36 protein-coding genes are annotated in these 22,206 nt (G+C 39.0%); 3 read left to right on the top strand and 33 right to left on the bottom strand.

The window, feature by feature from the left end:
* Positions 1-580 precede the first annotated feature (580 nt).
* The gene (pdaB, locus tag ACRPLQ_RS25210; protein WP_165573847.1) at positions 581-1,345 is read left to right on the top strand and encodes a polysaccharide deacetylase family sporulation protein PdaB; all 765 of its coding nucleotides are present in this window, start codon (positions 581-583) and stop codon (positions 1,343-1,345) included.
* Between the two features lie 44 nt (positions 1,346-1,389).
* On the opposite strand, the gene ACRPLQ_RS25205 is transcribed toward pdaB, so the two are convergent.
* The gene (locus tag ACRPLQ_RS25205; protein ID WP_028412721.1) at positions 1,390-2,010 is read right to left on the bottom strand and encodes a KinB-signaling pathway activation protein; all 621 of its coding nucleotides are present in this window, start codon (positions 2,008-2,010) and stop codon (positions 1,390-1,392) included.
* A 145-nt stretch (positions 2,011-2,155) separates the two neighbouring features.
* Between ACRPLQ_RS25205 and gerD the strand changes: the two genes are divergently transcribed.
* Together gerD and ACRPLQ_RS25195 are read left to right on the top strand one after the other, a co-directional pair.
* Positions 2,156-2,785 carry a spore germination lipoprotein GerD gene (gene gerD, locus ACRPLQ_RS25200; RefSeq protein ID WP_033580786.1) on the top strand — a complete coding sequence of 210 codons (630 nt, stop codon included), beginning with the start codon at positions 2,156-2,158 and terminating at the stop codon, positions 2,783-2,785.
* A gap of 187 nt (positions 2,786-2,972) precedes the next feature.
* Positions 2,973-3,881 (top strand): LysR family transcriptional regulator, encoded by a 909-nt coding sequence (locus tag ACRPLQ_RS25195; protein ID WP_014462003.1) that lies wholly within the window; start codon positions 2,973-2,975, stop codon positions 3,879-3,881.
* A gap of 38 nt (positions 3,882-3,919) precedes the next feature.
* Here the strand turns inward: ACRPLQ_RS25195 and ACRPLQ_RS25190 are convergent, their stop codons facing one another.
* The 32 genes from ACRPLQ_RS25190 to rpsC all read right to left on the bottom strand — a co-directional run bounded on the left by ACRPLQ_RS25190 (position 3,920) and on the right by rpsC (position 22,205).
* Positions 3,920-4,993, bottom strand: a complete 1,074-nt coding sequence (locus ACRPLQ_RS25190; protein ID WP_014462004.1) for an Mrp/NBP35 family ATP-binding protein — start codon at positions 4,991-4,993, stop codon at positions 3,920-3,922.
* A gap of 90 nt (positions 4,994-5,083) precedes the next feature.
* Positions 5,084-5,791 (bottom strand): N-acetylmuramoyl-L-alanine amidase CwlD, encoded by a 708-nt coding sequence (cwlD, locus tag ACRPLQ_RS25185; protein WP_014462005.1) that lies wholly within the window; start codon positions 5,789-5,791, stop codon positions 5,084-5,086.
* A 70-nt stretch (positions 5,792-5,861) separates the two neighbouring features.
* Positions 5,862-6,284, bottom strand: coding sequence for a DUF2521 family protein (locus ACRPLQ_RS25180; protein ID WP_028412723.1), 423 nt, complete (start codon positions 6,282-6,284; stop codon positions 5,862-5,864).
* A 111-nt stretch (positions 6,285-6,395) separates the two neighbouring features.
* The gene (rpsI, locus tag ACRPLQ_RS25175) at positions 6,396-6,788 is read right to left on the bottom strand and encodes a 30S ribosomal protein S9 (protein ID WP_013054959.1); all 393 of its coding nucleotides are present in this window, start codon (positions 6,786-6,788) and stop codon (positions 6,396-6,398) included.
* A gap of 22 nt (positions 6,789-6,810) precedes the next feature.
* Positions 6,811-7,248: a 50S ribosomal protein L13 gene (gene rplM / locus ACRPLQ_RS25170; protein WP_013054958.1), complete on the bottom strand. Its 438-nt coding sequence runs from the start codon at positions 7,246-7,248 to the stop codon at positions 6,811-6,813.
* A 156-nt stretch (positions 7,249-7,404) separates the two neighbouring features.
* Positions 7,405-8,145 carry a tRNA pseudouridine(38-40) synthase TruA gene (truA, locus tag ACRPLQ_RS25165; RefSeq protein ID WP_013054957.1) on the bottom strand — a complete coding sequence of 247 codons (741 nt, stop codon included), beginning with the start codon at positions 8,143-8,145 and terminating at the stop codon, positions 7,405-7,407.
* Between the two features lie 18 nt (positions 8,146-8,163).
* Positions 8,164-8,961 carry an energy-coupling factor transporter transmembrane component T family protein gene (locus ACRPLQ_RS25160; protein WP_028412724.1) on the bottom strand — a complete coding sequence of 266 codons (798 nt, stop codon included), beginning with the start codon at positions 8,959-8,961 and terminating at the stop codon, positions 8,164-8,166.
* The gene (locus ACRPLQ_RS25155) at positions 8,958-9,827 is read right to left on the bottom strand and encodes an energy-coupling factor ABC transporter ATP-binding protein (protein WP_028412725.1); all 870 of its coding nucleotides are present in this window, start codon (positions 9,825-9,827) and stop codon (positions 8,958-8,960) included. The genes ACRPLQ_RS25160 and ACRPLQ_RS25155 overlap by 4 nt, the downstream gene beginning before the upstream one ends.
* A complete protein-coding gene (locus ACRPLQ_RS25150; RefSeq protein WP_013054954.1) occupies positions 9,803-10,642 on the bottom strand; it encodes an energy-coupling factor ABC transporter ATP-binding protein in 840 nt (279 codons plus the stop codon). The genes ACRPLQ_RS25155 and ACRPLQ_RS25150 overlap by 25 nt, the downstream gene beginning before the upstream one ends.
* A gap of 138 nt (positions 10,643-10,780) precedes the next feature.
* On the bottom strand, positions 10,781-11,143 hold the full coding sequence (rplQ, locus tag ACRPLQ_RS25145; protein WP_013054953.1) for a 50S ribosomal protein L17: 363 nt from the start codon (positions 11,141-11,143) through the stop codon (positions 10,781-10,783).
* Positions 11,144-11,187: 44 nt separating this feature from the next.
* Complete coding sequence (locus tag ACRPLQ_RS25140; RefSeq protein WP_013054952.1) at positions 11,188-12,132, bottom strand: DNA-directed RNA polymerase subunit alpha; 945 nt, start codon at positions 12,130-12,132, stop codon at positions 11,188-11,190.
* Positions 12,133-12,312: 180 nt separating this feature from the next.
* Positions 12,313-12,702 (bottom strand): 30S ribosomal protein S11, encoded by a 390-nt coding sequence (gene rpsK / locus ACRPLQ_RS25135; RefSeq protein WP_028412666.1) that lies wholly within the window; start codon positions 12,700-12,702, stop codon positions 12,313-12,315.
* A gap of 23 nt (positions 12,703-12,725) precedes the next feature.
* A complete protein-coding gene (gene rpsM / locus ACRPLQ_RS25130; RefSeq protein WP_013054950.1) occupies positions 12,726-13,091 on the bottom strand; it encodes a 30S ribosomal protein S13 in 366 nt (121 codons plus the stop codon).
* Between the two features lie 24 nt (positions 13,092-13,115).
* On the bottom strand, positions 13,116-13,229 hold the full coding sequence (gene rpmJ / locus ACRPLQ_RS25125) for a 50S ribosomal protein L36 (RefSeq protein WP_003156543.1): 114 nt from the start codon (positions 13,227-13,229) through the stop codon (positions 13,116-13,118).
* A gap of 37 nt (positions 13,230-13,266) precedes the next feature.
* Positions 13,267-13,485, bottom strand: coding sequence for a translation initiation factor IF-1 (infA, locus tag ACRPLQ_RS25120; RefSeq protein WP_010285101.1), 219 nt, complete (start codon positions 13,483-13,485; stop codon positions 13,267-13,269).
* Between the two features lie 235 nt (positions 13,486-13,720).
* Positions 13,721-14,467 (bottom strand): type I methionyl aminopeptidase, encoded by a 747-nt coding sequence (gene map / locus ACRPLQ_RS25115; protein ID WP_028412665.1) that lies wholly within the window; start codon positions 14,465-14,467, stop codon positions 13,721-13,723.
* Positions 14,464-15,117: an adenylate kinase gene (locus ACRPLQ_RS25110; RefSeq protein WP_013054948.1), complete on the bottom strand. Its 654-nt coding sequence runs from the start codon at positions 15,115-15,117 to the stop codon at positions 14,464-14,466. The genes map and ACRPLQ_RS25110 overlap by 4 nt, the downstream gene beginning before the upstream one ends.
* Before the next feature lie 66 nt (positions 15,118-15,183).
* On the bottom strand, positions 15,184-16,476 hold the full coding sequence (gene secY / locus ACRPLQ_RS25105) for a preprotein translocase subunit SecY (protein ID WP_013054947.1): 1,293 nt from the start codon (positions 16,474-16,476) through the stop codon (positions 15,184-15,186).
* Positions 16,476-16,916, bottom strand: coding sequence for a 50S ribosomal protein L15 (rplO, locus tag ACRPLQ_RS25100; protein WP_013054946.1), 441 nt, complete (start codon positions 16,914-16,916; stop codon positions 16,476-16,478). Before rplO ends, secY begins: the two co-directional genes overlap by 1 nt.
* Positions 16,917-16,949: 33 nt before the next feature.
* Entirely contained in the window at positions 16,950-17,132 is a 183-nt protein-coding gene (gene rpmD, locus ACRPLQ_RS25095) for a 50S ribosomal protein L30 (protein WP_013054945.1), read from the bottom strand.
* A gap of 14 nt (positions 17,133-17,146) precedes the next feature.
* Positions 17,147-17,647 (bottom strand): 30S ribosomal protein S5, encoded by a 501-nt coding sequence (gene rpsE / locus ACRPLQ_RS25090; protein WP_013054944.1) that lies wholly within the window; start codon positions 17,645-17,647, stop codon positions 17,147-17,149.
* A gap of 20 nt (positions 17,648-17,667) precedes the next feature.
* Positions 17,668-18,030, bottom strand: coding sequence for a 50S ribosomal protein L18 (gene rplR / locus ACRPLQ_RS25085; protein WP_013054943.1), 363 nt, complete (start codon positions 18,028-18,030; stop codon positions 17,668-17,670).
* A gap of 32 nt (positions 18,031-18,062) precedes the next feature.
* Positions 18,063-18,602 (bottom strand): 50S ribosomal protein L6, encoded by a 540-nt coding sequence (gene rplF, locus ACRPLQ_RS25080; RefSeq protein WP_013054942.1) that lies wholly within the window; start codon positions 18,600-18,602, stop codon positions 18,063-18,065.
* Between the two features lie 30 nt (positions 18,603-18,632).
* Positions 18,633-19,031 carry a 30S ribosomal protein S8 gene (rpsH, locus tag ACRPLQ_RS25075; RefSeq protein WP_013054941.1) on the bottom strand — a complete coding sequence of 133 codons (399 nt, stop codon included), beginning with the start codon at positions 19,029-19,031 and terminating at the stop codon, positions 18,633-18,635.
* Between the two features lie 30 nt (positions 19,032-19,061).
* On the bottom strand, positions 19,062-19,247 hold the full coding sequence (locus tag ACRPLQ_RS25070; protein WP_013054940.1) for a type Z 30S ribosomal protein S14: 186 nt from the start codon (positions 19,245-19,247) through the stop codon (positions 19,062-19,064).
* A gap of 33 nt (positions 19,248-19,280) precedes the next feature.
* Complete coding sequence (gene rplE / locus ACRPLQ_RS25065; RefSeq protein ID WP_013054939.1) at positions 19,281-19,820, bottom strand: 50S ribosomal protein L5; 540 nt, start codon at positions 19,818-19,820, stop codon at positions 19,281-19,283.
* Between the two features lie 31 nt (positions 19,821-19,851).
* Positions 19,852-20,163, bottom strand: a complete 312-nt coding sequence (gene rplX / locus ACRPLQ_RS25060; protein WP_013054938.1) for a 50S ribosomal protein L24 — start codon at positions 20,161-20,163, stop codon at positions 19,852-19,854.
* Positions 20,164-20,212: 49 nt separating this feature from the next.
* Entirely contained in the window at positions 20,213-20,581 is a 369-nt protein-coding gene (rplN, locus tag ACRPLQ_RS25055) for a 50S ribosomal protein L14 (protein WP_013054937.1), read from the bottom strand.
* Positions 20,582-20,632: 51 nt separating this feature from the next.
* The gene (rpsQ, locus tag ACRPLQ_RS25050) at positions 20,633-20,896 is read right to left on the bottom strand and encodes a 30S ribosomal protein S17 (protein WP_013054936.1); all 264 of its coding nucleotides are present in this window, start codon (positions 20,894-20,896) and stop codon (positions 20,633-20,635) included.
* Positions 20,897-20,921: 25 nt separating this feature from the next.
* A complete protein-coding gene (rpmC, locus tag ACRPLQ_RS25045; protein WP_013054935.1) occupies positions 20,922-21,122 on the bottom strand; it encodes a 50S ribosomal protein L29 in 201 nt (66 codons plus the stop codon).
* The gene (gene rplP, locus ACRPLQ_RS25040; protein WP_013054934.1) at positions 21,112-21,546 is read right to left on the bottom strand and encodes a 50S ribosomal protein L16; all 435 of its coding nucleotides are present in this window, start codon (positions 21,544-21,546) and stop codon (positions 21,112-21,114) included. The genes rpmC and rplP overlap by 11 nt, the downstream gene beginning before the upstream one ends.
* A 2-nt stretch (positions 21,547-21,548) precedes the next feature.
* Positions 21,549-22,205, bottom strand: a complete 657-nt coding sequence (rpsC, locus tag ACRPLQ_RS25035) for a 30S ribosomal protein S3 (RefSeq protein WP_013054933.1) — start codon at positions 22,203-22,205, stop codon at positions 21,549-21,551.
* Position 22,206 lies beyond the last annotated feature (1 nt).

Here is a 22,206-nt window from a genome sequence, read left to right as displayed (position 1 = left end):
CTTGCTCATTTAAAAAATAAAAATTAACGTTGACGTTTGTCGCTTTGTTCAGTTTTCAAAGTTCAACCGCCGCTCTTGAGCGACTTTCTTATATTAACAAGTTGTCTTTCATTTGTCAACAACTTTTTAATATTTTATTTCTGATGAATTGCGATTGTTTTCCAATCACTCATCAGCGACATTTAATAATTTAACATCTGTGCTATATAAAAGTCAACACTTTTTGAAAAGTTTTTTTGTTTTATCAAAAAATCTTATTTACTTCCCTGCTTTCGCCGAATCTTAGCAAGATCTTTGAAAGGATTTGATACTTTTCTTGAATGTTTCGTTCAAGAACTACATGATTCAAACTTTGTTGAAAAGCAACGTTTGATCTCTTTATTTCTTCTCTAAGTAGTGCTTCTAACTCTAAACACTCCACCTGATTAAATAAACAAATTTTCATTGATTCACCTGCTTTTTGCGACATTGATTCTCACACATCAAAATAAAATCAGTTGTTCTTTTCCTTACCTGTTATTAATTGTAGACAAAACGCATACAAATTAGACAAGTACTACTTATTAAATGAGGTGACAAAATGAATATGTTTTATACTATTCGAGCCAAAAGAATCAAACAGACCATGCTTATCGTAGTTGCTGCGTTTTTTACAAGTTTTTTTCTCTATGCTCAGCAGACGTTCCACTTTCCCGTGTTTTCAACGGATAACGGTCCAAGAGCTGTTTATAAGGCGGATGATAAAAATCCGGAAGTTGCTCTGACCTTTAACATCAGCTGGGGAGATGAAAGAGCTATTCCCATTCTGAATGAACTAAAAAAACAGCATATTGAACATGCTACTTTCTTTTTATCTGCTTCATGGGCTGAACGTCACCCAGATATTGTAGAGCGCATTAAGAAAGAAGGTCACGAAATTGGCACAATGGGCTATGACTATACTTCTTATACAAGCCTAAAACCTAATGAGATTAGACAGGATCTTGCAAAATCAAAGAAAGTCTTTGATTCTCTAGGCCTTAAAGATGTTCACCTTCTTCGTCCTCCTAACGGGCAATTTAATAAAGACATCTTAAAATTAACAGCAGATATAGGATATACTACTGTTCACTGGAGCATTGATTCTAAAGACTGGACAAATCCAGGGGTTGAAAAAATTGTCTCGAATGTTACAAAGCCTTTAGACGGGGGAGATATTATATTGCTGCACGCGTCTGACTCCGCTCAACAAACAGCAAAGGCTATTCCATATATCAAGAATTCATTACAAAATAAAAAAGTCTCAAACGTAAGTATTTCAACATTAATTTCAAATTCAAAAACCCAAGTAAAAGATATCCGCTAAGATTTATTCCCACTGTATATGGAAAGCAAAAGCAGACAAATATACTATTTGTCTGCTTTTGCTATTCTTGCGTGCGTAAGAAGTTTCGGCAAAATAAGAAGTTGATACATATTACAAATTAGAAGTGGAAACAACATAAGGTAAAGCCAGCTTTCTTCATTCGTTCGCAGCGCTGGGAACCATTCAATTGTCGTTACAACAATCATAAAAAACAGCGCTGGTACAAAAGCCTCTTTATTCGTCTGCTTTTTCTTTGCATACGCCACTAACAACCCCACCGCTAACAAGAAAACGCTTAACAAAATATACTTACCTATGCCTTCTCCCGCTTGTTGAAAGAACTTATATCGAAAATAAGCAACGTCAAATAATACAAATAAAACAAATACAATTTGAACCGATTTCCAAAGAGATGCAGATTTAAAAATTCCCAACCCAAATCGGTGAATAGTTAAATATGCAAAGAACCCCATTTGGCTAATTAAACTAAAAATAAACCCTACGCCTACGAGCCATGTTAAAACAGCAACAATTTCTCCTATCTTTCCTTGTTGAAATAAGTGACCGTATTCCCCCCAGCGCACCGCAAACCCAACAACAGCTGTACTTATACCCCCAACAGCTAACGTGGTTAGAAATAGACGAACCCAATTTCGACTATTCACTTCCATCTCCCCCATAAGTTGCAAAATTGTACCTTTTCATAAATTGTACCAATCACGTTTTGAAAAATCTAGAGCTCTTTTATGAATAAAAAACCTTGATTATCTCATATTAAGCGTAAGCATATTAGGAAAGGAGCTCATTACTATGAAAAAGCGACTCATGCTCCTCATTTATATAGGAATGTGTATGCTTTTAGCTACAGCCTGTGCACCGCAAGATGAAGAGAACAATGGTATGGATTATGATCAAACAAAGAAAATGGTTGTTGATATTTTAAAAACAGATGAAGGAAAAAAAGCAGTCGAGGCAATTATGAAAGACCCTTCTGTTAGACAAGATATTTTAATGGATCAAAACGCGATAAAAGATACAATTTCTCAAACCTTAGTATCAGATAAGGGCGTGGAATTTTGGAAAAAAGCCATGGATGATCCGAAGTTTGCTGAAAGCTTTGCTAAAAGTTTGGAAAAAGAAAATAAGACGGTCATCAAACAACTAATGAAAGATCCTGAATATCAAGGAATGCTTCAAGATGTTTTAAAGGATCCGGCTATGGAAAAAGAAGTACTGACTGTTTTAAAGAGTAAAGAATATCGCACTTATTTACAAAAGATTATGACCGAAACGTTTGATAGCCCTCTTTATCAATCTAAAATTCAAGACATTCTTTTGAAAGCCGCTGAAGAAACACAAGGTGGACAAAAACAAAGCAGCGACGATGGCGGTTCTTCTTCCGCTGGATCTGACTCAGGGGGAGAACAGCAACAGCAGTGATTAAATACGCATCTCACATGAGATGCGTATTTAATTATGTCATTTATTTTTATTAAAAAACCTAAATGACTTCTTTATATTTTTTAATACTTAGTATTTTTATTGGAATTGTAAACTTTAATTCTTAGCTTTATGGTAAAATATTAGAAATTAACACAATCGTTTTATAGCAAAAGGAGGGAATTCGATGGAATTTCGCGTTATTAAAACGTTTCAAACCATTGTTCGTTTAGGAAGCTTTCAATTAGCCGCTGAATATTTAAAGTACTCTCAGCCTACCATTACACTGCACATTCAAAAGTTAGAATCCGAACTAGGATTTAAGCTTTTAGAACGAGGAAAAAGCATTAAACTTACTGAAGCAGGTAAAATCTTTTACGAACGGGCAAATATTTTACTAAAGGAATATGAATATCTAAATAATACCTTAAAGGATTATTCAACAGGCGAAGCTGGCACGATCCGTATAGGTGCTGCAGAGCCTACAGCAAGCAGTCGACTGCCTTCCATTCTCTCATTATTTAAAAAAAGATATCCCAACACAGAAATTAGCTTACTCGTTGCAGACGAAAAGCACCTTCATCAACATATACGCAATCAAGAAATTGATTTCGCGATTGGCACTGTATCAGAATCGTTCAGAGATATAGAGTTTGAGGCATTGCTAACAGAAAAACTTGTGCTGCTACTACCATTCAATCATGCGCTAACAAAAAGAAAAACAATCTTTGCAAAAGATTTAATACACGAAACGCTGATTACAGCTGGGCAATCTTCCGTTCAAAAGAAAATTGAGCAGCTAATCTTTGAACGAACAGGACAGCTGCCTGCTAAAGTCCAGTTAGGCACTATTAGCACACTTCAGCATTTTGTAAAAGAAAACTTAGGAATAGCCGTTGTTCCACAAATAAGCGCAACTCTTCCGCCGGATCAAGTGGTGGTTAAAACGATTCATGACTTACATGAGGGGCCTGCAATCGGCATTTTAAAGCACCAGTCTCACACCGTAAGTACAGCTGGAAAAACATTTTTAGCTCTCTTAAAACAAAACCTCGCATTTGATTTAAAAAAGACGCAGATTGAACTCTCTGTATAATAATAAAAAGCACGCGCTCGAACAGCGCGTGCTTTTTATTATTTTCCTGTTGCTGCTTTTTCATTTTCGCAAATAAATGCAATCTTGCTTGCAATCTCTCCGTATATTTGACCTAAACGATGTGATTCGTCGTAAATGGAAGGTGCAAAATCTTCTTCATTCCAATCAGGCTGACTTAACGGAAGCTGTCCTAACAGCTCTGTCTGAAGTTCCTCAGCCAGTTTTGGACCCCCGCCTTTACCAAATACATACTCTTTTTCCCCTGTTAGCTGGCTTTCAAAGTAAGCCATATTTTCTACAACTCCAATGACCTCATGATCGGTTTTCAAAGCCATAGCACCCGCTCTAGCTGCAACAAATGCCGCTGTAGGATGTGGTGTTGTAATAATCACTTCTTTACAAGCAGGAAGCATGGAGTGAACGTCTAATGCGACATCACCTGTTCCTGGAGGTAAGTCTAGTAAAAGATAATCTAATTCTCCCCATTCAACTTCTGTAAAGAAGCTCGTCAACATTTTTCCGAGCATAGGTCCTCGCCAGATAACAGGTGAATTATCTTCTACAAAGAAGCCCATGGAAATAACTTTTACTCCGAAACGATCAACTGGAATAATCTTTTCACCTTCTACTACAGGACGTTGTGTGATTCCCATCATGTCTGGGACGCTGAATCCATAAATGTCAGCATCAATTAAACCAACTTTTTTTCCTAAACGAGCTAGAGAAACGGCTAAGTTAACAGAGACTGTTGATTTACCAACGCCTCCTTTACCGCTGGCAATAGCAATAAATTCTGGTGCATTCGGACTAGTTAGTAAGTTGCCAGTATTCGGCTGCTCAGCGCGGTACTGCTGAAGTTCCTCAGGCGTAAACTCAACAAATCGCAGTCCAACCGACTGTACACCTGCTTTTTTTAATTCTTCTACAATTGTGCCTTGCAGGCTCAACTGTTCACTCGTACCTGTTTTTGCAACAGCAATCTTCAGGCTTATATGCTGTTTTTCAGCTTTAATTGTTATTTCTTTAATCGCATCTGTTTCTGATAGTTTTTTATTTAAAAATGGATCTGTAATTTCCCCTACTACTTCTTTTACTTGCTTTTCCGTTAGCATACTCCCACCACCATGTTAAAATCTATTTATTTATACTATCAAGTATATCATACATATTAGATTTTTCTGAATAGAAGGGTGCTATGCTTTTTATTTAGGCTTTTCTCCAGTAAAATACCGGCTGACTCCTTCATAAATGGATTCAGCTAACTTTTTTTGATAGCGTTTCGATTGAAGCATTTTACGTTCTGTAGGATTTGACAAGAATCCTACTTCAACCAAAGCACCGGGTGGCTTAGAATGCTTAAGAAGGTAAAGAGTTTGAATAGCTTTTGCTTCACGGGTCGTATTGTCCAGATTATTTCTTAGCTCTTGTTGAATGAGTTTGGCCACTTGCTCGTTTTCTTTTAGGGATCCGTAATAGAAAGTTTGAGCCCCTCTCCACGCAGAGGATGGAATAGCATTCAAGTGAATACTTAAGTACAAATCAGCGTTGGATTTATTAATCATCGTTAAGCGATTTTTTAAGTCTTCTACTTTTCTGCGACTGTATCCTCTTGTATCTTTGGCCGCTAGGTCTTCGTCTTTTTCTCTCGTCATAATAACAAGTGCCCCTTGCTCTTGCAGATAGTCTCGAAGCATTAACGAAATTTTAAGAGTTATTTCTTTTTCAAGCACCTCATCCTCTCCTACCGCTCCTCCATCAACACCGCCATGTCCAGGATCTAGTACAATAACTTTCCCGCTAAGAGGAAGTGAAAGCGAACCGGATGATGTTCTATGATCTATTTGATATTGTACAATGACAAAAAGAACAAGAAGCGCTATAATTGTGCTCATTATTTTTACTTTAGACATTTTATCCCTTCCCTTCTTGCCTCACCTATTTATTTCTATATGGGACAAGAACGGGAATTATGAGTACTTTTTAATGCAAACGTAAACGGCGTCTTTTTTCTGCGGTTCGATAACCTTCTTTCCACCAGTCTTGCACATATCCTTGACACAAATAATACAGGCCATCTTGATAAAGATCTGTTACAGACATGCTGACGGCTCCGTACAATGTATCAATTAAAAGAGACTCTTCTTGCTTACTGTGCTTCTGAACATCTTCGTAGCCTTTACCACGTTTACTCACCCGGGCACCTAATAAAAATGATTCGATAGCAATGTCAAGACAGTACTCCTCCACATGTTCGTCTCCTAGCATATTCCACTGAAACATTGGATGAAAATAACGGCGCAGCCTCTCTTGAAGCAAATCAAACGATAGTTCCCTTAGGACTTTGCGTTCATATTTCATTTCTTTTTCATAACGTTTTTCTTTTAAATATGTAACCTCGTTCACGATAACGCCTCCCTTTTTTACATATTGTCTGCACAAGCCTTCGTCTCATACGCAAACAACAAATAAAAAAAGCCTTGGTCCAAAGACCAAGGCTTGAAACGTAATATAAAATTAACGTTTTGAGAATTGTGGTGCACGACGAGCGCCTTTAAGACCGTATTTTTTACGTTCTTTCGCACGAGCGTCACGAGTTAATAGACCAGCACGTTTTAATGTTCCACGGTATTCAGGGTCTGCTTCTAATAAAGCACGAGAGATTCCGTGACGAATAGCGCCAGCTTGACCTGCATAACCTCCACCATTAACGTTTACAAATACGTCATAGTTACCTACAGTTTCAGTTAAAGCAAGTGGTTGTTTTACTACTTCACGTAGTGCAGCAAATGGAATGTATTCTTCGATTTCACGACCGTTGATTGTTACGCGACCGTTACCTGGTACTAAACGTACACGAGCAACAGAGCTTTTACGACGACCAGTTCCGTAATATTGTACCTGTGCCAAGATAATAACCTCCTCTTATTAATTATCCGCGAAGTTCGTAAACTTCTGGTTTTTGTGCTTCATGTGGATGTGTTTCACCAGCATACACATGTAATTTTTTGAACATTTGACGGCCTAGGCTACCTTTTGGAAGCATGCCTTTGATTCCTAATTCAAGCATTTTCTCAGAGTAGTTAGTACGCATTTCTAATGCTGTACGTTGTTTCAAACCACCTGGGTGCATGCTGTGACGGTAATAAATTTTATCAGTTAATTTTTTACCTGTTAATTCGATTTTTGACGCATTGATAAGGATCACGTGATCACCAGTATCAACATGTGGTGTAAAAGTTGGTTTATGTTTACCGCGTAAGATTGATGCTACTTCACTTGCTAAACGACCTAAAGTTTTACCTTCAGCATCGACAACATACCATTTACGCTCTACTTCGTTTGCTTTCGCCATGAAAGTTGTACGCATGAGTTTCCCTCCTAATTTTCATCATCAATTATAAAATTATTTCAACCTTCTATTTCAACACGATTAATTTCCGGGGCTAACCGTGGGGTTAAAATACATACCATATGATATATTATATCTTTAAGCTACTAATGTCAAGAAAATGTTACACCAGGTTTAGTTGTCATAGAAAACGCGCCATAAATATAGTCCTTGCGAAGGCGCAGTTTTCCCTGCACGAGGACGTGATTTGCTTTCTAGAATATCTTTTATAGCATCTGGTTCAATACGGCCTTGTCCTACTTCTAAAAGCGTTCCAACAAGAATACGAACCATATTATACAGAAAGCCACTTCCAACGAATCTAAACACAAGCTGACTATTCTCTTCATACATATCAATCTTGTAAATCGTACGAATCTTATCTTCCACTTCTGTCCTCGCTGAACAAAAGCTTGTAAAGTCGTGTGTACCGAGTAAATATGTGATGGCTTTTTTCATTTTTGAGTAGTCTAATGGATAAGGGTAATGGTATGCATAAGAACGAGTGAAAGGATTTCGATCTTCGCCGCGCAAAATATGATAGCGATACTCTTTTGAAGTAACGTCATACCGGGCGTGAAAATGTGCATCAACTTCACATACATTCTTCATTACAATATCATCTGGTAGCATTGAATTCAATGCTTTTTTCCACTTATCACATGGAATATTTAGGTTTGTGTCAAAATGAATGACTTGCCCCTGTGCATGAACATTTGTGTCCGTTCGTCCAGAGGCGTAAATCGGAACTTTTTTGTTATGCATTTTCTCTAAAACGGCTTCAATCTCCAGTTGAACTGTTCGCTTATTGGGCTGAACTTGATAACCTGAAAAGTGTGTGCCGTCGTATGCAACTATACATTTTAAACGTTTCATCTTTTCACCAAACAATCTTTACGTTCTAATCAGCACTAAAACAACTGCTACTGCCAGCAGAAGTAAAAGCATAATTGTATCTATGCTTCCCCATTTTAATTGACGATACTTTGTACGCCCTTCTCCGCCTTTATATCCTCTTGCCTCCATGGCAATAGCTAGCTCTTCAGCACGCTTAAATGAACCTATAAATAAAGGAACAAGCAAAGGAACGACAGCTTTCAACCGATCCGTAACGGGACCGCTGCTAAAGTCCACTCCTCGTGCTGTCTGCGCTTTAATAATTTTATCTGTCTCTTCCATCAATGTAGGAATAAAGCGAAGAGAAATGGACATCATTAAAGCTAATTCATGAACAGGAAGCTTGAGCTTTTTAAATGGATTCAACAAGCTTTCCATTCCATCTGTTACTTCAATGGGCGTAGTCGTTAACGTTAGCATCGTCGTAATTAAAATTAAGAACAAGAAGCGCAAGGAAATTAAAACACCTTGAATAAGGCCGCCTTTATAGACAGAAAACCATCCCCATTCAAACAAAAGAGGACCTTCCTTCGTCATAAAAATGTGCAAAAGAAACGTGATGATAATAATAAATAGAACGGGCTTTAACCCTCTTAAAATAAAGGAAACGGGCACTTTACTCATGGCCACTATCACAAGGGTATACACACCTAAAAAAGCATAGCCGATAGGGTTATTTGCTAAAAACACAATTAATACATACGCAAATACGAGAAGCAGCTTGGCCCGAGGATCCATTCGATGGACAACAGAATGACCCGGGACATACTTACCAATAATGATTGAGTTCATCATATTCGTTCACCTTGCTGCATAAGGTGCTGCACTTTCTCTACCACTTCAGAAAAGGTAATAACCGTATCCGATGCTTCAAGCTGAAATTTCTCTTGCAGCTTCAGCATAAAGCGAAGCGATTCTGGAACATCCAATCCATATTCTTTTAGCTGCGTATGCTGACCGAAAACTTCTCTAGGTGACCCTTTCATCGCAATCGTTCCTTTATTCATTACAATTAGCTCATCAGCGTACATAGCTGCATCTTCCATGCTGTGAGTCACGAGAATCGTCGTCAAGCCTTTTTCTTTATGAAGACGATAAATCATATTCATAATTTCTTGACGGCCTCTAGGGTCCAATCCAGCAGTTGGCTCATCTAAAATTAGCACATTAGGATTCATCGCTAGAATACCTGCTATCGCTACACGACGCATTTGTCCACCACTCAAATCAAAAGGAGATCTGGTGAGAATGTCTTCTGGCAACCCCACTAACTTGATAAGCTCTCGTGCTTTTTGCTTTGCTTCTTCTTCCAAAACGCCATAATTCATTGGTCCAAAAGCTATATCTTTTTCCACCGTTTCTTCAAAAAGCTGATGTTCTGGAAATTGAAACACCACGCCTACTTGCTGACGAATAGCTTTTAAATTCTTTTCTTTTCGATTGGCTTTAATGGTGCGCTCACCGATTTGAATTTCACCAGCAGTTGGCTTCAATAAAGCATTCAGATGCTGTATGATTGTTGATTTCCCAGAACCAGTATGGCCAATAACAGCCAAAAATGTACCTGATTGAATGCTTAAATTTAAGTCATGTAGAGCAATTCGTTCAAATGGTGTATTAACTTGATAACGATGCTCTACTTCTTTGAATATAATGTCCATAGTTCGTCCACCAAGTCCTCATCTGTTAAATGAATTTTTGATAAAGGAATTCCTACGGAAGCAAAACGATGGCTTAGTTTAACGGAAAACGGCAAGTCTAGTCCAATATCCGTTAACTTGGAACCTAATGCAAATACTTCGCGTGGAGTACCTGTTGCATAGATCTTCCCTTTGTTCATCACAACGACTCTGTCAGCCATTGCTACTTCATCTAAATCGTGGGTAATTGAAATAACCGTCAGTTGTTTTTCTTCTTTTAATTTTCTAACAGTTTCAAGTACTTCAGTTCGTCCAATAGGATCTAACATAGATGTTGCTTCATCTAGAATGATAACAGATGGCTGTACGGCAATTATACCCGCAATGGCCACACGCTGTTTTTGTCCACCTGATAGCTGATGAGGCTCTTGATCCAGAAAAGCACTCATATTGACCATTTCGATTGCTTCAGGTATACGTTTTTCCATAATCTCAAATGGAATCCCGTTGTTTTCAAGCCCAAACGCAATATCATCTTGAACGGTTGAGCCAACAAATTGATTATCTGGGTTTTGAAACACCATTCCAATCTGCTTGCGCACATCCCATATTGTTTCTTCAGATAAAAGAGTATCGCCCACTCGAACCGTTCCTTTTTCAGGTAGCAAAAGGCCGTTTAGAATTCGTGCCAGCGTCGATTTACCAGATCCATTATGTCCAGCTATCGCTAACCATTCACCTTTATAAGCAGAGAGAGAAAGGTGATCTAATGTTAGGTCTGCTTCAGGATCGTATCGAAAGCATAAATCTTTTACCTCTAAAGACATTTCTTTCAACGCTATCTTCCTCTCAGCTTTTTCTATTGCAGCATTGCCTACATTGGTTTTTTACGCTATTTACCCGGTTTAAGGTATAAAAAAAGGGCAACGACTAGTTACACACTGTCTCGCCCTTTTCTATCTGTATTAAAAATATTAAACTAATTCAATGATAACCATTGGAGCACCGTCACCACGGCGAGGTCCAACTTTTAAGATACGAGTGTAACCGCCTTGGCGATCTTCGTAGCGAGTAGCGATATCGCTGAATAGTTTTTGTAAAGCGCTTTGACCAGCTTCCTCGTTAGCTACTTCATTACGGATGTAAGATGCAGCTTGACGACGAGCGTGTAGATCTCCACGTTTACCTAAAGTAATCATTTTTTCAACAGTTGAACGTAATTCTTTTGCACGAGCTTCAGTTGTCTCAATGCGTTCACTGATGATTAAATCAGTTGTTAAATCACGAAGAAGCGCCTTGCGTTGTGCGCTTGTACGACCTAATTTACGGTAAGACATGTGAGGTCCCCTCCTTTGTTAAGTAGTTAAACAGGTAGATATAATCAGTCGTCCTTACGTAGACCCAAACCTAATTCTTCAAGTTTAGCTTTAACTTCTTCTAAAGATTTACGGCCTAAGTTACGAACTTTCATCATATCTTCTTCTGTTTTATTAGCAAGCTCTTGTACAGTATTGATGCCTGCTCGTTTTAAGCAGTTGTAAGAACGAACAGATAAATCCAGTTCCTCGATCGTCATCTCTAGAACTTTTTCTTTCTGGTCTTCTTCTTTTTCTACCATGATCTCTGCTTTTTGAGCTTCATCTGTTAAGTTAACGAAGATATTTAAGTGTTCCGTTAGAATCTTTGCACCTAAAGCAACAGCTTTTTCTGGCTCGATGCTACCGTCAGTCCAAACATCCAACGTTAACTTATCGTAATTTGTCATTTGACCAACACGAGTATTTTCTACATAATACGATACGCGAGTAACAGGCGTATAGATTGAGTCAATTGGAAGTACACCAATTGGTTGGTCTTCACGCTTGTTAGCATCGGCAGGATTATAACCTCGACCTGTGCGAGCAGTAAGTCTCATACGGAAATGAGCATCTGACTCAAGTGTTGCAATATGAAGATCCGGATTTAGAACTTCGATATCACTGTCTGCTTGAATGTCAGCAGCCGTTACTGTACCAGGACCTTTAACATCGATCTCAAGTGTTTTCTCTTCATCAGAGTAAATCTTTAACGCTAACTTTTTAACGTTTAAAATGATGTTTGTTACATCTTCAACAACTCCAGGAACTGTTGAAAATTCATGTAATACACCTTCAATTTGAATAGATGTTACAGCTGCACCAGGGAGTGAGGATAATAGGATACGACGTAAGGAGTTACCCAAAGTAGTACCATATCCACGCTCAAGTGGTTCGACGACGAATTTACCGTACTTTCTATCATCGCTGATTTCTACCGTTTCGATTTTTGGCTTTTCAATCTCTATCAATATAAACCCTCCTTCAAAACGTCGAAACCTCGGCTAGACGGCTGATTTCTCAAATGCCTAACCGAAATTCCCTATTAGACAGTTCCCGAATGTGCACAACAAATGGAAAACATTTCGTTGCATGAATAAATTCTACACCATCATCATTATAGACAACGAAATAGAATCTATACATATTAATTATACACGACGACGTTTTGGTGGGCGGCATCCGTTGTGAGGTACAGGAGTAACATCTCTAATAGCTGTTACTTCTAAACCTGCAGCTTGAAGAGCACGGATAGCTGCTTCACGACCAGCACCAGGGCCTTTAACTGTAACTTCAAGAGTTTTCATTCCGTTATCCATAGAAACTTTTGCAGCAGCTTCAGCAGCCATTTGCGCAGCAAATGGAGTGGATTTACGAGAACCTCTGAAGCCAAGTGCGCCTGCACTAGACCAAGCAATCGCATTACCGTGAACATCTGTAATTGTTACAATAGTGTTGTTAAACGTTGAGCGAATATGAGCTACACCAGCTTCAATATTCTTTTTCACGCGACGTTTACGTGTATTAGTTTTACGTGCCATCTGTTAATGACCTCCCTTACTAATTATTTCTTCTTGTTCGCTACAGTACGGCGTGGGCCTTTACGTGTACGAGCATTGTTTTTACTGTTTTGACCACGAACTGGTAAACTACGACGGTGGCGGATACCACGGTATGAACCAATCTCAATTAAACGTTTGATGTTTAAAGAAACTTCACGACGAAGATCGCCTTCTACTTTATAGCTATCTAAAATATCACGAATTTTACCTAATTCTTCTTCTGTTAAGTCACGAACGCGAGTATCTTCAGAAACTCCAGCTTCAGCTAGAACTTTTTCAGCAGTTGGACGACCAATACCGAAAATGTATGTTAATGAAATTACTACACGCTTGTCACGAGGAATATCAACACCAGCAATACGTGCCATATGAATAGTGCACCTCCTTATTGATTAACCTTGTTTTTGTTTATGCTTAGGGTTTTCACAAATTACCATTACTTTACCTTTTCTACGGATAACTTTACATTTTTCGCAGATTGGTTTAACTGATGGTCTGACTTTCATGTTTCATACCTCCTTGATAGTACGGAGTGCATAGGTTTTATTTGAAACGGTACGTAATTCTACCGCGAGTTAAATCGTATGGTGACAATTCTACAGTTACTTTATCACCAGGTAAGATTCGAATGAAATGCATGCGAATTTTTCCTGATACGTGAGCAAGTACTGTATGACCATTTTCTAATTCTACCTTGAACATAGCGTTAGGTAAAGTCTCAGCAACTGTACCTTCAACTTCAATTACATCGTCTTTTGCCATTAAAGTGCTCTCCTTTCTTTGAAACAGTAACAAGCTATCATTAAACGACTTAAAAAGAACCTGTTCTGAACATCCGGAGATCGTAATCATTAAATTCAAGATGATTGACGCTAATATACATCTTTACCATTTTAACAGCAATTCAGACGAAAAACGATCATCGTGAATTTAGATAATTACTGTTTACTGTCCAGTGCATCTAGCGAGGAATGGATAGAGATAACATCCTTTAACATTACAATGCTGTCAGAATTTCATATCCCGTCTCAGTAATTGCAATAGTATGTTCGAAGTGCGCACACATTTTACCATCCACTGTCACAACTGTCCAGTTATCAGGTAATGTTTTTACATATCGCATACCAGCATTCACCATTGGCTCAACTGCCAATACCATGCCTGGACGTAGACGCGGTCCTTTATTCGGTGGACCATAATGAGGTACTTGCGGATCTTCATGTAAGTCTTTGCCGACACCATGGCCAACATATTCTCTTACAATCGAAAAGTTACGTGATTCTGCGTACTGTTGAATAGCATGTGAAATATTCGACAAACGCTCACCCGGCTTCGCTTCTGCTAATCCTTTGTAGAGAGATTGCTCAGTCACATCAAGCAGCTCTTGATTTTCTAATGAAATCTTTCCTACTCCGTATGTCCAAGCTGAGTCACCGTGATAGCCACCGAATTTAGCTCCGATGTCTAAACTGATGATATCCCCTTCATTAAGCTTGCGTTCTCCCGGAATACCATGAACTAATTCTTCATTCACAGAAGCACATACACTGCCGCGAAAACCATTATACCCTTTAAAAGACGGAATTGCATCATGTTGACGAATAAAATTTTCAGCAATTGCATCCAATTCTATAGTCGTAATACCTGGAACGATATGTTTTTTCAACTCTTGATGAGTTAAAGCCACGATTCGTCCAGCTTCACGCATGACCTCAATTTCCTCTGGTGTCTTGCAAATGATCATTGCTTAACCCCAGCAAGTAATTGACGAACATCCTCAAACACAATGTTAATATCTTGATTACCATTAATATTGCGTAGATAACCTTTTTCTTGATAGAAATCAAGTAGAGGTTGAGATTGTTTAACATTAACTGAAAGTCTAGTTGAAACCGTCTCAGCATTGTCATCTGCACGTTGATAAAGCTCTCCGCCACATTTGTCACAAACTCCTTCTTTCGCAGGAGGATTGAATACTAAGTGGTAAGTAGCTCCGCAATCTTTACAAATGCGGCGTCCAGTAAGACGCTCCATTAAAATGCTTTGATCTACATCAATATTAATCACATAATCAATTTGCTTGTTTAGTTCTTTTGTAATTGTTTCAAGAGCTTCTGCTTGGGCTACTGTTCTCGGGAAGCCATCAAGTAAAAAGCCGTTTTCACAATCTTGTTTGTTTAAACGCTCGCGCACAATTCCAATTGTTACTTCATCAGGAACAAGGTTACCTTGGTCCATAAATGATTTAGCTTTTAAACCTAGTTGCGTTCCTTCTTTAATTGCAGCTCGGAACATATCTCCTGTTGAGATATGAGGGATATCGTAATGCTCAACGATTTTTTCTGCTTGAGTACCTTTCCCAGCACCAGGAAGGCCCATTAACACTAAATTCATTTCTTGCTTCCCCCTCAGTATCTTATCCGTTTAATGGGAAAGCAGCCTGCCTCCCACTAAACAGCTTTACTTAATAAATCCCTTATAATGGCGTTTCACTAATTGACTCTCAAGCTGTTTCATTGTCTCAAGAGCTACACCGACAACAATTAACAAACTAGTACCGCCGATCTGAGCAGATGAGGGTAGGTTTGCAATTTTGATGAACAGAACCGGCAACACAGCAATTAACGCAAGGAATATCGAACCGATTAATGTCAGACGATATAACACTTTCGTTAAATAAGCTTGTGTGCTTTTACCAGGACGAATGCCTGGGATGTAGCCACCTTGCTTTTTCAAGTTCTCTGCTACTTGTTCAGGGTTAACTTGAACAAATGTATAGAAGTAACAAAAAGCAATGATTAACGCTACATACACTATCATACCAATTGGCTTAGTATAGTCAAATGTATTCTGAATCCACGTCGTTACATCATTTGGACCGAAAAATGATGCAATTGTTGGTGGTGTGATAATAAATGAAACTGCAAAGATAACAGGAATAACCCCAGCAGCATTTACTTTTAACGGTAAATGAGTGGATTGACCTCCAACAGGATTACGACCAGCTGAACCCTTTGCATATTGAATAGGAATTTTTCGTAGCGCTTGTTGGAAGTAAATAACCCCAACAATAATAGCTAAAACTGCAATCGCAATTAAAACTACCGTTACGATACGAATGAATAATTGATCCCCAACGTCTTCAAATTGCTGTGCATAAATTTGATTTAATGTTGTCGGAATACCAGCTGCAATCCCAGCAAAGATAATGATAGAAATACCATTACCTACGCCTTTTGCAGTAATCTGTTCTCCTAACCACATTAAGAAGGCAGTACCTGCCGTTAACACTGTAGCAATTAGAAGATACGTAGAAATTCCTGGATTAGCGATCAATTGTCCGCCCGAAATATTGTTGAATCCTATAGACATACCTAAAGCCTGGATAAATCCAAGCACAATTGTTCCATAACGAGTTACTTGAGCTAATTTACGGCGCCCAACATCTCCCTGCTTTGACCATTCTGTAAACTTAGGTACAACATCCATCTGCAATAATTGGACGATGATGGATGCTGTAATATAAGGCATAATGCCCATAGCAAGAATGGAAAAGTTTTTTAACGCGCCGCCGCCAAATGTATTCAGAACTCCGAATACATTTAACCCATCTTGCAATTTTAGTACATCCGTATTAACACTTGGTACAGGAATAAATGTACCAATTCGGAAGACAATTAACATTAACAAAGTGAAAAAGATTTTTTGTCTTATTTCACGCACGCGCATTAAATTGGAGATTGTTTGAAACATTAGATCACCTCAACTGTACCGCCAGCAGCTTCGATAGCTTCTTTAGCAGTTGAAGAGAATTTAGCAGCTTTAACAGTTAGCTTAGAGTTTAATGTACCGTTTCCTAGTACTTTAACGCCAGCTTTTGCTTTGCTTACTAAACCAGTTTCGATTAATAATTCTGGTGTTACTTCAGTTCCATCTTCAAAACGGTTAAGAGCTTCTAAATTAACAATCGCGTATTCTTTGCGATTGATATTAGTGAACCCACGTTTTGGAAGACGACGGAATAAAGGAGTTTGACCACCTTCGAAGCCAGGTCTTACGCCACCGCCAGAGCGAGCGTTTTGCCCTTTGTGACCTTTACCTGAAGTCTTTCCGTTACCTGAACCAGTACCACGACCTACACGGTTACGTACTTTACGTGAACCTTCAGCTGGTTTCAATTCATGAAGTTTCATTCCGGAGCACCTCCTTAGAGTGACAATTTATACTTATTGCTCTTTTACTGTAACAAGGTGAGCTACTTTGTTAATCATTCCGCGAATTGCAGGATTATCGTCTTGAACGACAGTTTGATTTAACTTACGTAGGCCAAGTGTACGAACAGTTACACGTTGATCTTCTGGACGACCAATTACGCTACGAGTAAGGGTAATTGCTAGTTTGTTTGCCATTCCATATCCCTCCCTTATCCTAACAGTTCTTCTACAGTCTTGCCACGTAGTTTTGCAACATCTTCAGCACGTTTTAGGTTAGCTAAACCGTTAAGAGTTGCACGTACCATGTTGATTGGAGTGTTTGAACCTAAAGATTTAGATAGAATATCACTTACTCCACCCAATTCTAGTACCGCACGAACTGGGCCACCAGCGATAACTCCTGTACCTTCAGAAGCAGGTTTTAAGAAAATTTGACCTGCACCAAATTGTCCAAGGATTTCGTGTGGAATAGTTGTACCAACCATAGGTACAGTAATTAAGTTTTTCTTCGCATCTTCAATTGCTTTACGGATTGCATCTGGTACCTCTTGTGCTTTACCAGTACCGAATCCAACGTGACCGTTTTTGTCACCAACTACAACTAATGCAGCGAAGCGGAAACGACGTCCACCTTTCACAACTTTAGCTACGCGGTTAACGGTAACAACACGTTCTTCAAGCTCTAATTTATTTGGATCAATACGACGCATGATTTTCCCTCCTTTTACAATTAGAATTGTAATCCAGCTTCACGAGCAGCGTCAGCTAATGCTTTAACACGGCCATGATATAAATAACCGCCACGGTCGAATACTACTTCGTTTACACCTTTTTCTACTGCGCGTTTAGCGACTAATTCGCCAACTTTGATAGCAGCTTCAGTGTTACCAGTGCTTTCTAAAGTCAGGTCTTTATCTAACGTTGAAGCACTTGCGATTGTTACTGAATTTAAATCGTCGATAACTTGTGCGTAAATATGTTGATTAGAACGGAACACGTTTAAACGCGGACGAGTTGCAGTTCCAGATAACTTCGCACGAACACGAGCATGTCTTTTTTTACGAACTTTGTTTTTATCAAGCTTCGTGATCATTTCGGGCACTCCTTTCTTTTACCTAACCGGCATTACTTCTTAGCAGTTTTACCTTCTTTACGACGTACATATTCGCCTTCGTAACGAATACCTTTACCTTTGTAAGGCTCTGGTGGACGAACGTCACGAATATTTGCAGCTAATGCACCTACGCGTTCTTTATCAATACCTTTAATAACGATCTTAGTTTGAGAAGGAACTTCGATTTCGATTCCTGTTTCAGGAGTAATCTCAACTGGGTGAGAGTATCCAACGCTCAATACTAATTTGCTACCAGATTTTTGTGCACGGTAACCTACACCGACTAATTCTAAACCACGTTCGAATCCTTTAGTAACACCTTCAACCATGTTACCTAAAAGGCTACGAGTAGTTCCATGAAGAGCGCGGTGCTCTTTATTGTCACTAGGACGATTAACAACTAATACGTTGTCTTCAACTTTAATTTCGATTTCAGGGTGGAATGTACGAGTTAATTCACCCTTTGGTCCTTTTACAGTTACAGTGTTGCTCTCGTTCGTAACTGTAACACCTGCTGGAAGTTCTAAAGGCTTTTTACCAACACGTGACATAGTTACACCTCCATTCACATTTAAAACTTATTACCAAACGTACGCTAATACTTCTCCACCAGTTTGCTTTTGACGAGCTTCTTTGTCAGTTAAAACACCTTGAGAAGTAGAAACGATTGCGATACCTAAACCGTTAAGTACACGTGGTACTTCGTTAGTTTTTGCATAAACACGTAGACCAGGTTTACTGATACGTTTTAAGCCTGTAATTACACGTTCGTTATTTGAACCGTATTTTAAGAAGATACGGATAATACCTTGTTTGTTGTCTTCGATGTATTCTACATCACGTACGAAACCCTCACGCTTAAGGATTTCTGCAATTTGCTTCTTAATGTTAGAAGCAGGAACTTCAATTTTCTCATGACGAACCATGTTCGCATTGCGGATACGAGTTAGTAAATCTGCAATAGGATCAGTCATTACCATATTAATTTACCTCCTTCCCAAACTTGGGTTTTACCAACTAGCTTTTTTAACACCAGGAATTTGACCTTTATAAGCAAGCTCACGGAAACAAATACGGCAAAGCTTGAATTTACGTAGTACTGAGTGTGGACGTCCACAACGTTCGCAACGTGTATACTCTTGTACTTGGAATTTTTGCTGGCGTTTTTGCTTCGCAATCATTGATTTTTTAGCCACATTTTCGCCTCCTCTGCTTAACGTTGGCAGTTATTACTTCTGGAATGGCATACCGAACTGAGTTAAAAGCTCACGAGCTTCTTCATCAGTGTTTGCTGTTGTAACAATAACGATATCCATACCACGAACTTTAGTTACTTTATCATAATCGATCTCTGGGAAGATCAATTGTTCTTTAACACCTAACGTGTAGTTTCCACGACCATCAAATGCTTTTTTAGATACACCACGGAAATCGCGCACACGTGGAAGTGATACTGATACTAATTTATCGAAGAATTCGTACATACGCTCGCCGCGTAAAGTAACTTTCGCACCGATTGGCATACCTTCACGAAGACGGAAACCAGCGATAGATTTTTTCGCACGAGTTACAACAGGTTTTTGACCAGTGATTTCAGCTAGTTCTTCAACAGCGTTATCTAAAGCTTTTGAGTTAGAAACAGCATCACCGATACCCATGTTGATTACGATCTTGTCGATTTTTGGCACTTGCATTACAGATTCATAATTAAACTTGCTAACTAGAGCAGGAGTAATCTCTTTTGTAAATTTCTCTTTAAGACGGTTCATGTGAACTAAACCTCCCTTCACATTTCATTAATTATTTATCTAAAGTTTCACCAGATTTTTTTGCTACACGTACCTTTTTGCCATCGATAACTTGGTACCCAACACGAGTTGGCTCACCAGATTTAGGATCCAACGGCATTACGTTTGATACGTGGATAGGTGCCTCTTGGCTAACGATTCCACCTTGTGGATTTACTTGAGAAGGTTTAGAGTGTTTTTTCACAACGTTCACGCCTTCAACAAGTACACGGTCTTTCTTTGGGAAAGCTGCAAGTACTTCACCTTGCTTACCTTTGTCTTTACCAGAGATAACCACTACTTTGTCGCCCTTTTTAACATGCATCCTATTCGCACCTCCTTAAAAGGCATTTTGTATTTGTTCTATATATCAATTAGATAACTTCTGGAGCCAATGATACGATCTTCATGAAGTTGTTATCACGTAATTCACGAGCAACTGGTCCGAAGATACGAGTACCACGTGGTCCTTTGTCGTCACGGATGATTACGCAAGCATTTTCGTCGAAACGGATGTAAGAACCGTCAGTACGGCGAACACCACTTTTTGTACGTACAACAACAGCTTTAACAACGTCACCTTTTTTAACAACGCCTCCTGGTGTTGCTTGTTTCACCGTACAAACGATAACATCACCAATGTTTGCTGTCTTACGACCTGAACCACCAAGTACTTTAATAGTAAGTACCTCACGTGCACCAGAGTTGTCTGCAACTTTTAAACGAGATTCTTGTTGAATCATGTACGAAACCTCCCTTCGGATGAATCATTCTTATCCGATCTATCTTAACTATTAGATGATAACAGCTTTTTCTACAACTTCTACTAGACGGAAACGTTTAGTAGCTGATAACGGACGAGTTTCCATGATCTTCACGATATCGCCTAGTTGAGCTGTATTGTTTTCATCGTGAGCTTTGAATTTCTTTGAGTATTTTACACGCTTGCCATAAAGCGAATGCTTTTTGTAAGTTTCAACAAGAACAGTAACAGTCTTATCCATTTTGTCAGAAACTACGCGGCCAGTGTAAACTTTACGTTGGTTGCGTTCACTCATTCTGAAAGCCTCCTCTCAGACTTAATTATTTATTAGCAGCAATCTCTCTTTCACGAACTACAGTTTTCATACGAGCGATCGATTTGCGCACTTCGCGAATACGAGTAGTATTCTCTAATTGTCCAGTCGCTAATTGGAAACGAAGGTTAAACAACTCTTCTTTTAAAGCCTTAACTTTTTGTTCAATTTCAGCAGTGGTAAGGTCACGAATTTCATTAGCTTTCATTAGAATCACCACCAATTTCTTCACGTTTTACAAACTTACATTTTACAGGTAGCTTGTGTGCAGCTAAACGTAAAGCTTCACGTGCAACCTCTTCAGATACACCTGAAATTTCAAACATTACTTTTCCAGGTTTAACAACTGCTACCCAACCTTCAGGAGCACCTTTACCAGAACCCATTCGGACTTCTAGAGGCTTAGCAGTATAAGGTTTAGAAGGGAAAATTTTAATCCATACTTTACCGCCACGTTTCATGTAACGAGTCATTGCGATACGAGCAGCTTCGATTTGACGGTTTGTAATCCAAGAAGCTTCAGTAGCTTGTAAACCGAATTCACCGAAATGTACTTCCGTACCACCTTTAGCGCGTCCACGCATTTTTCCGCGATGTTCGCGACGATATTTAACGCGTTTTGGTAATAACATAATTATTTTCCTCCTTCCTCAGTTTTCTTTTTAGTAGGAAGAACCTCTCCACGATAGATCCATACTTTCACACCAAGTTTACCATAAGTAGTATCTGCTTCAGCGTGAGCATAGTCAATATCAGCGCGAAGTGTATGAAGTGGAACTGTACCTTCACTGTAATATTCAGAACGAGCAATATCAGCTCCGCCTAAACGACCAGATACCATTGTTTTGATACCTTGTGCGCCAGCACGCATACTACGTTGGATAGCTTGCTTTTGAGCACGACGGAATGATACACGGTTCTCAAGTTGGCGAGCGATGTTTTCAGCTACTAGTTTAGCATCTAAATCTGCTCGTTTAATTTCAAGGATGTTAATGTGTACACGCTTGCCTGTTAATTGGTTAAGAGCTTTACGAAGTGATTCTACTTCAGTACCACCTTTACCAATTACCATACCAGGTTTTGCAGTGTGGATCGTTACGTTTAAGCGGTTAGCAGCGCGTTCGATTTCAACTTTAGAAACAGCTGCATCGTTTAAACGTTTAGCGATATATTCACGTACTTTTAAGTCTTCATGTAATAAGTCAGCGTAGTCTTTGCCAGCGAACCATCTTGATTCCCAATCACGGATGACACCGACGCGAAGACCGACCGGATTTACCTTTTGACCCATG

The sequence above is a fragment of the Priestia sp. TRN 1309 genome, assembly GCF_050846875.1.
Taxonomy (GTDB): domain Bacteria; phylum Bacillota; class Bacilli; order Bacillales; family Bacillaceae_H; genus Priestia; species Priestia zanthoxyli.
This window is presented reverse-complemented; position numbering and strand designations above follow the sequence as displayed.

Bases quoted from the DNA above. Each gene is read 5' to 3' on its own strand.
- ACRPLQ_RS25190 (WP_014462004.1), bottom strand. From the start codon at position 4,993: ATGCTAACGGAAAAGCAAGTAAAAGAAGTAGTAGGGGAAATTACAGAT.
- ACRPLQ_RS25160 (WP_028412724.1), bottom strand. From the start codon at position 8,961: ATGATGAACTCAATCATTATTGGTAAGTATGTCCCGGGTCATTCTGTT.
- rplQ (WP_013054953.1), bottom strand. From the start codon at position 11,143: ATGTCTTACCGTAAATTAGGTCGTACAAGCGCACAACGCAAGGCGCTT.
- rplR (WP_013054943.1), bottom strand. From the start codon at position 18,030: ATGATCACGAAGCTTGATAAAAACAAAGTTCGTAAAAAAAGACATGCT.
- truA (WP_013054957.1), bottom strand. From the start codon at position 8,145: ATGAAACGTTTAAAATGTATAGTTGCATACGACGGCACACACTTTTCA.
- gerD (WP_033580786.1), top strand. From the start codon at position 2,156: ATGAAAAAGCGACTCATGCTCCTCATTTATATAGGAATGTGTATGCTT.
- rplE (WP_013054939.1), bottom strand. From the start codon at position 19,820: ATGAACCGTCTTAAAGAGAAATTTACAAAAGAGATTACTCCTGCTCTA.
- rpmJ (WP_003156543.1), bottom strand. From the start codon at position 13,229: ATGAAAGTCAGACCATCAGTTAAACCAATCTGCGAAAAATGTAAAGTT.
- infA (WP_010285101.1), bottom strand. From the start codon at position 13,485: ATGGCAAAAGACGATGTAATTGAAGTTGAAGGTACAGTTGCTGAGACT.
- rpsE (WP_013054944.1), bottom strand. From the start codon at position 17,647: ATGCGTCGTATTGATCCAAATAAATTAGAGCTTGAAGAACGTGTTGTT.
- rpsM (WP_013054950.1), bottom strand. From the start codon at position 13,091: ATGGCACGTATTGCTGGTGTTGATATTCCTCGTGACAAGCGTGTAGTA.
- cwlD (WP_014462005.1), bottom strand. From the start codon at position 5,791: ATGTCTAAAGTAAAAATAATGAGCACAATTATAGCGCTTCTTGTTCTT.
- rplP (WP_013054934.1), bottom strand. From the start codon at position 21,546: ATGTTATTACCAAAACGCGTTAAATATCGTCGCGAACATCGCGGAAAA.
- rpsQ (WP_013054936.1), bottom strand. From the start codon at position 20,896: ATGAGTGAACGCAACCAACGTAAAGTTTACACTGGCCGCGTAGTTTCT.
- ACRPLQ_RS25155 (WP_028412725.1), bottom strand. From the start codon at position 9,827: ATGGACATTATATTCAAAGAAGTAGAGCATCGTTATCAAGTTAATACA.
- pdaB (WP_165573847.1), top strand. From the start codon at position 581: ATGAATATGTTTTATACTATTCGAGCCAAAAGAATCAAACAGACCATG.
- map (WP_028412665.1), bottom strand. From the start codon at position 14,467: ATGATCATTTGCAAGACACCAGAGGAAATTGAGGTCATGCGTGAAGCT.
- rplF (WP_013054942.1), bottom strand. From the start codon at position 18,602: ATGTCACGTGTTGGTAAAAAGCCTTTAGAACTTCCAGCAGGTGTTACA.
- rplN (WP_013054937.1), bottom strand. From the start codon at position 20,581: ATGATTCAACAAGAATCTCGTTTAAAAGTTGCAGACAACTCTGGTGCA.
- rpsC (WP_013054933.1), bottom strand. From the start codon at position 22,205: ATGGGTCAAAAGGTAAATCCGGTCGGTCTTCGCGTCGGTGTCATCCGT.
- rpsH (WP_013054941.1), bottom strand. From the start codon at position 19,031: ATGGTAATGACTGATCCTATTGCAGATTTACTAACTCGTATCCGCAAT.
- ACRPLQ_RS25110 (WP_013054948.1), bottom strand. From the start codon at position 15,117: ATGAATTTAGTGTTAATGGGCCTTCCTGGTGCTGGGAAAGGTACTCAA.
- rpsK (WP_028412666.1), bottom strand. From the start codon at position 12,702: ATGGCACGTAAAACTAATACACGTAAACGTCGCGTGAAAAAGAATATT.
- rpmD (WP_013054945.1), bottom strand. From the start codon at position 17,132: ATGGCAAACAAACTAGCAATTACCCTTACTCGTAGCGTAATTGGTCGT.
- rplO (WP_013054946.1), bottom strand. From the start codon at position 16,916: ATGAAACTTCATGAATTGAAACCAGCTGAAGGTTCACGTAAAGTACGT.
- ACRPLQ_RS25195 (WP_014462003.1), top strand. From the start codon at position 2,973: ATGGAATTTCGCGTTATTAAAACGTTTCAAACCATTGTTCGTTTAGGA.
- secY (WP_013054947.1), bottom strand. From the start codon at position 16,476: ATGTTTCAAACAATCTCCAATTTAATGCGCGTGCGTGAAATAAGACAA.
- rpmC (WP_013054935.1), bottom strand. From the start codon at position 21,122: ATGAAAGCTAATGAAATTCGTGACCTTACCACTGCTGAAATTGAACAA.
- rplX (WP_013054938.1), bottom strand. From the start codon at position 20,163: ATGCATGTTAAAAAGGGCGACAAAGTAGTGGTTATCTCTGGTAAAGAC.
- rplM (WP_013054958.1), bottom strand. From the start codon at position 7,248: ATGCGTACAACTTTCATGGCGAAAGCAAACGAAGTAGAGCGTAAATGG.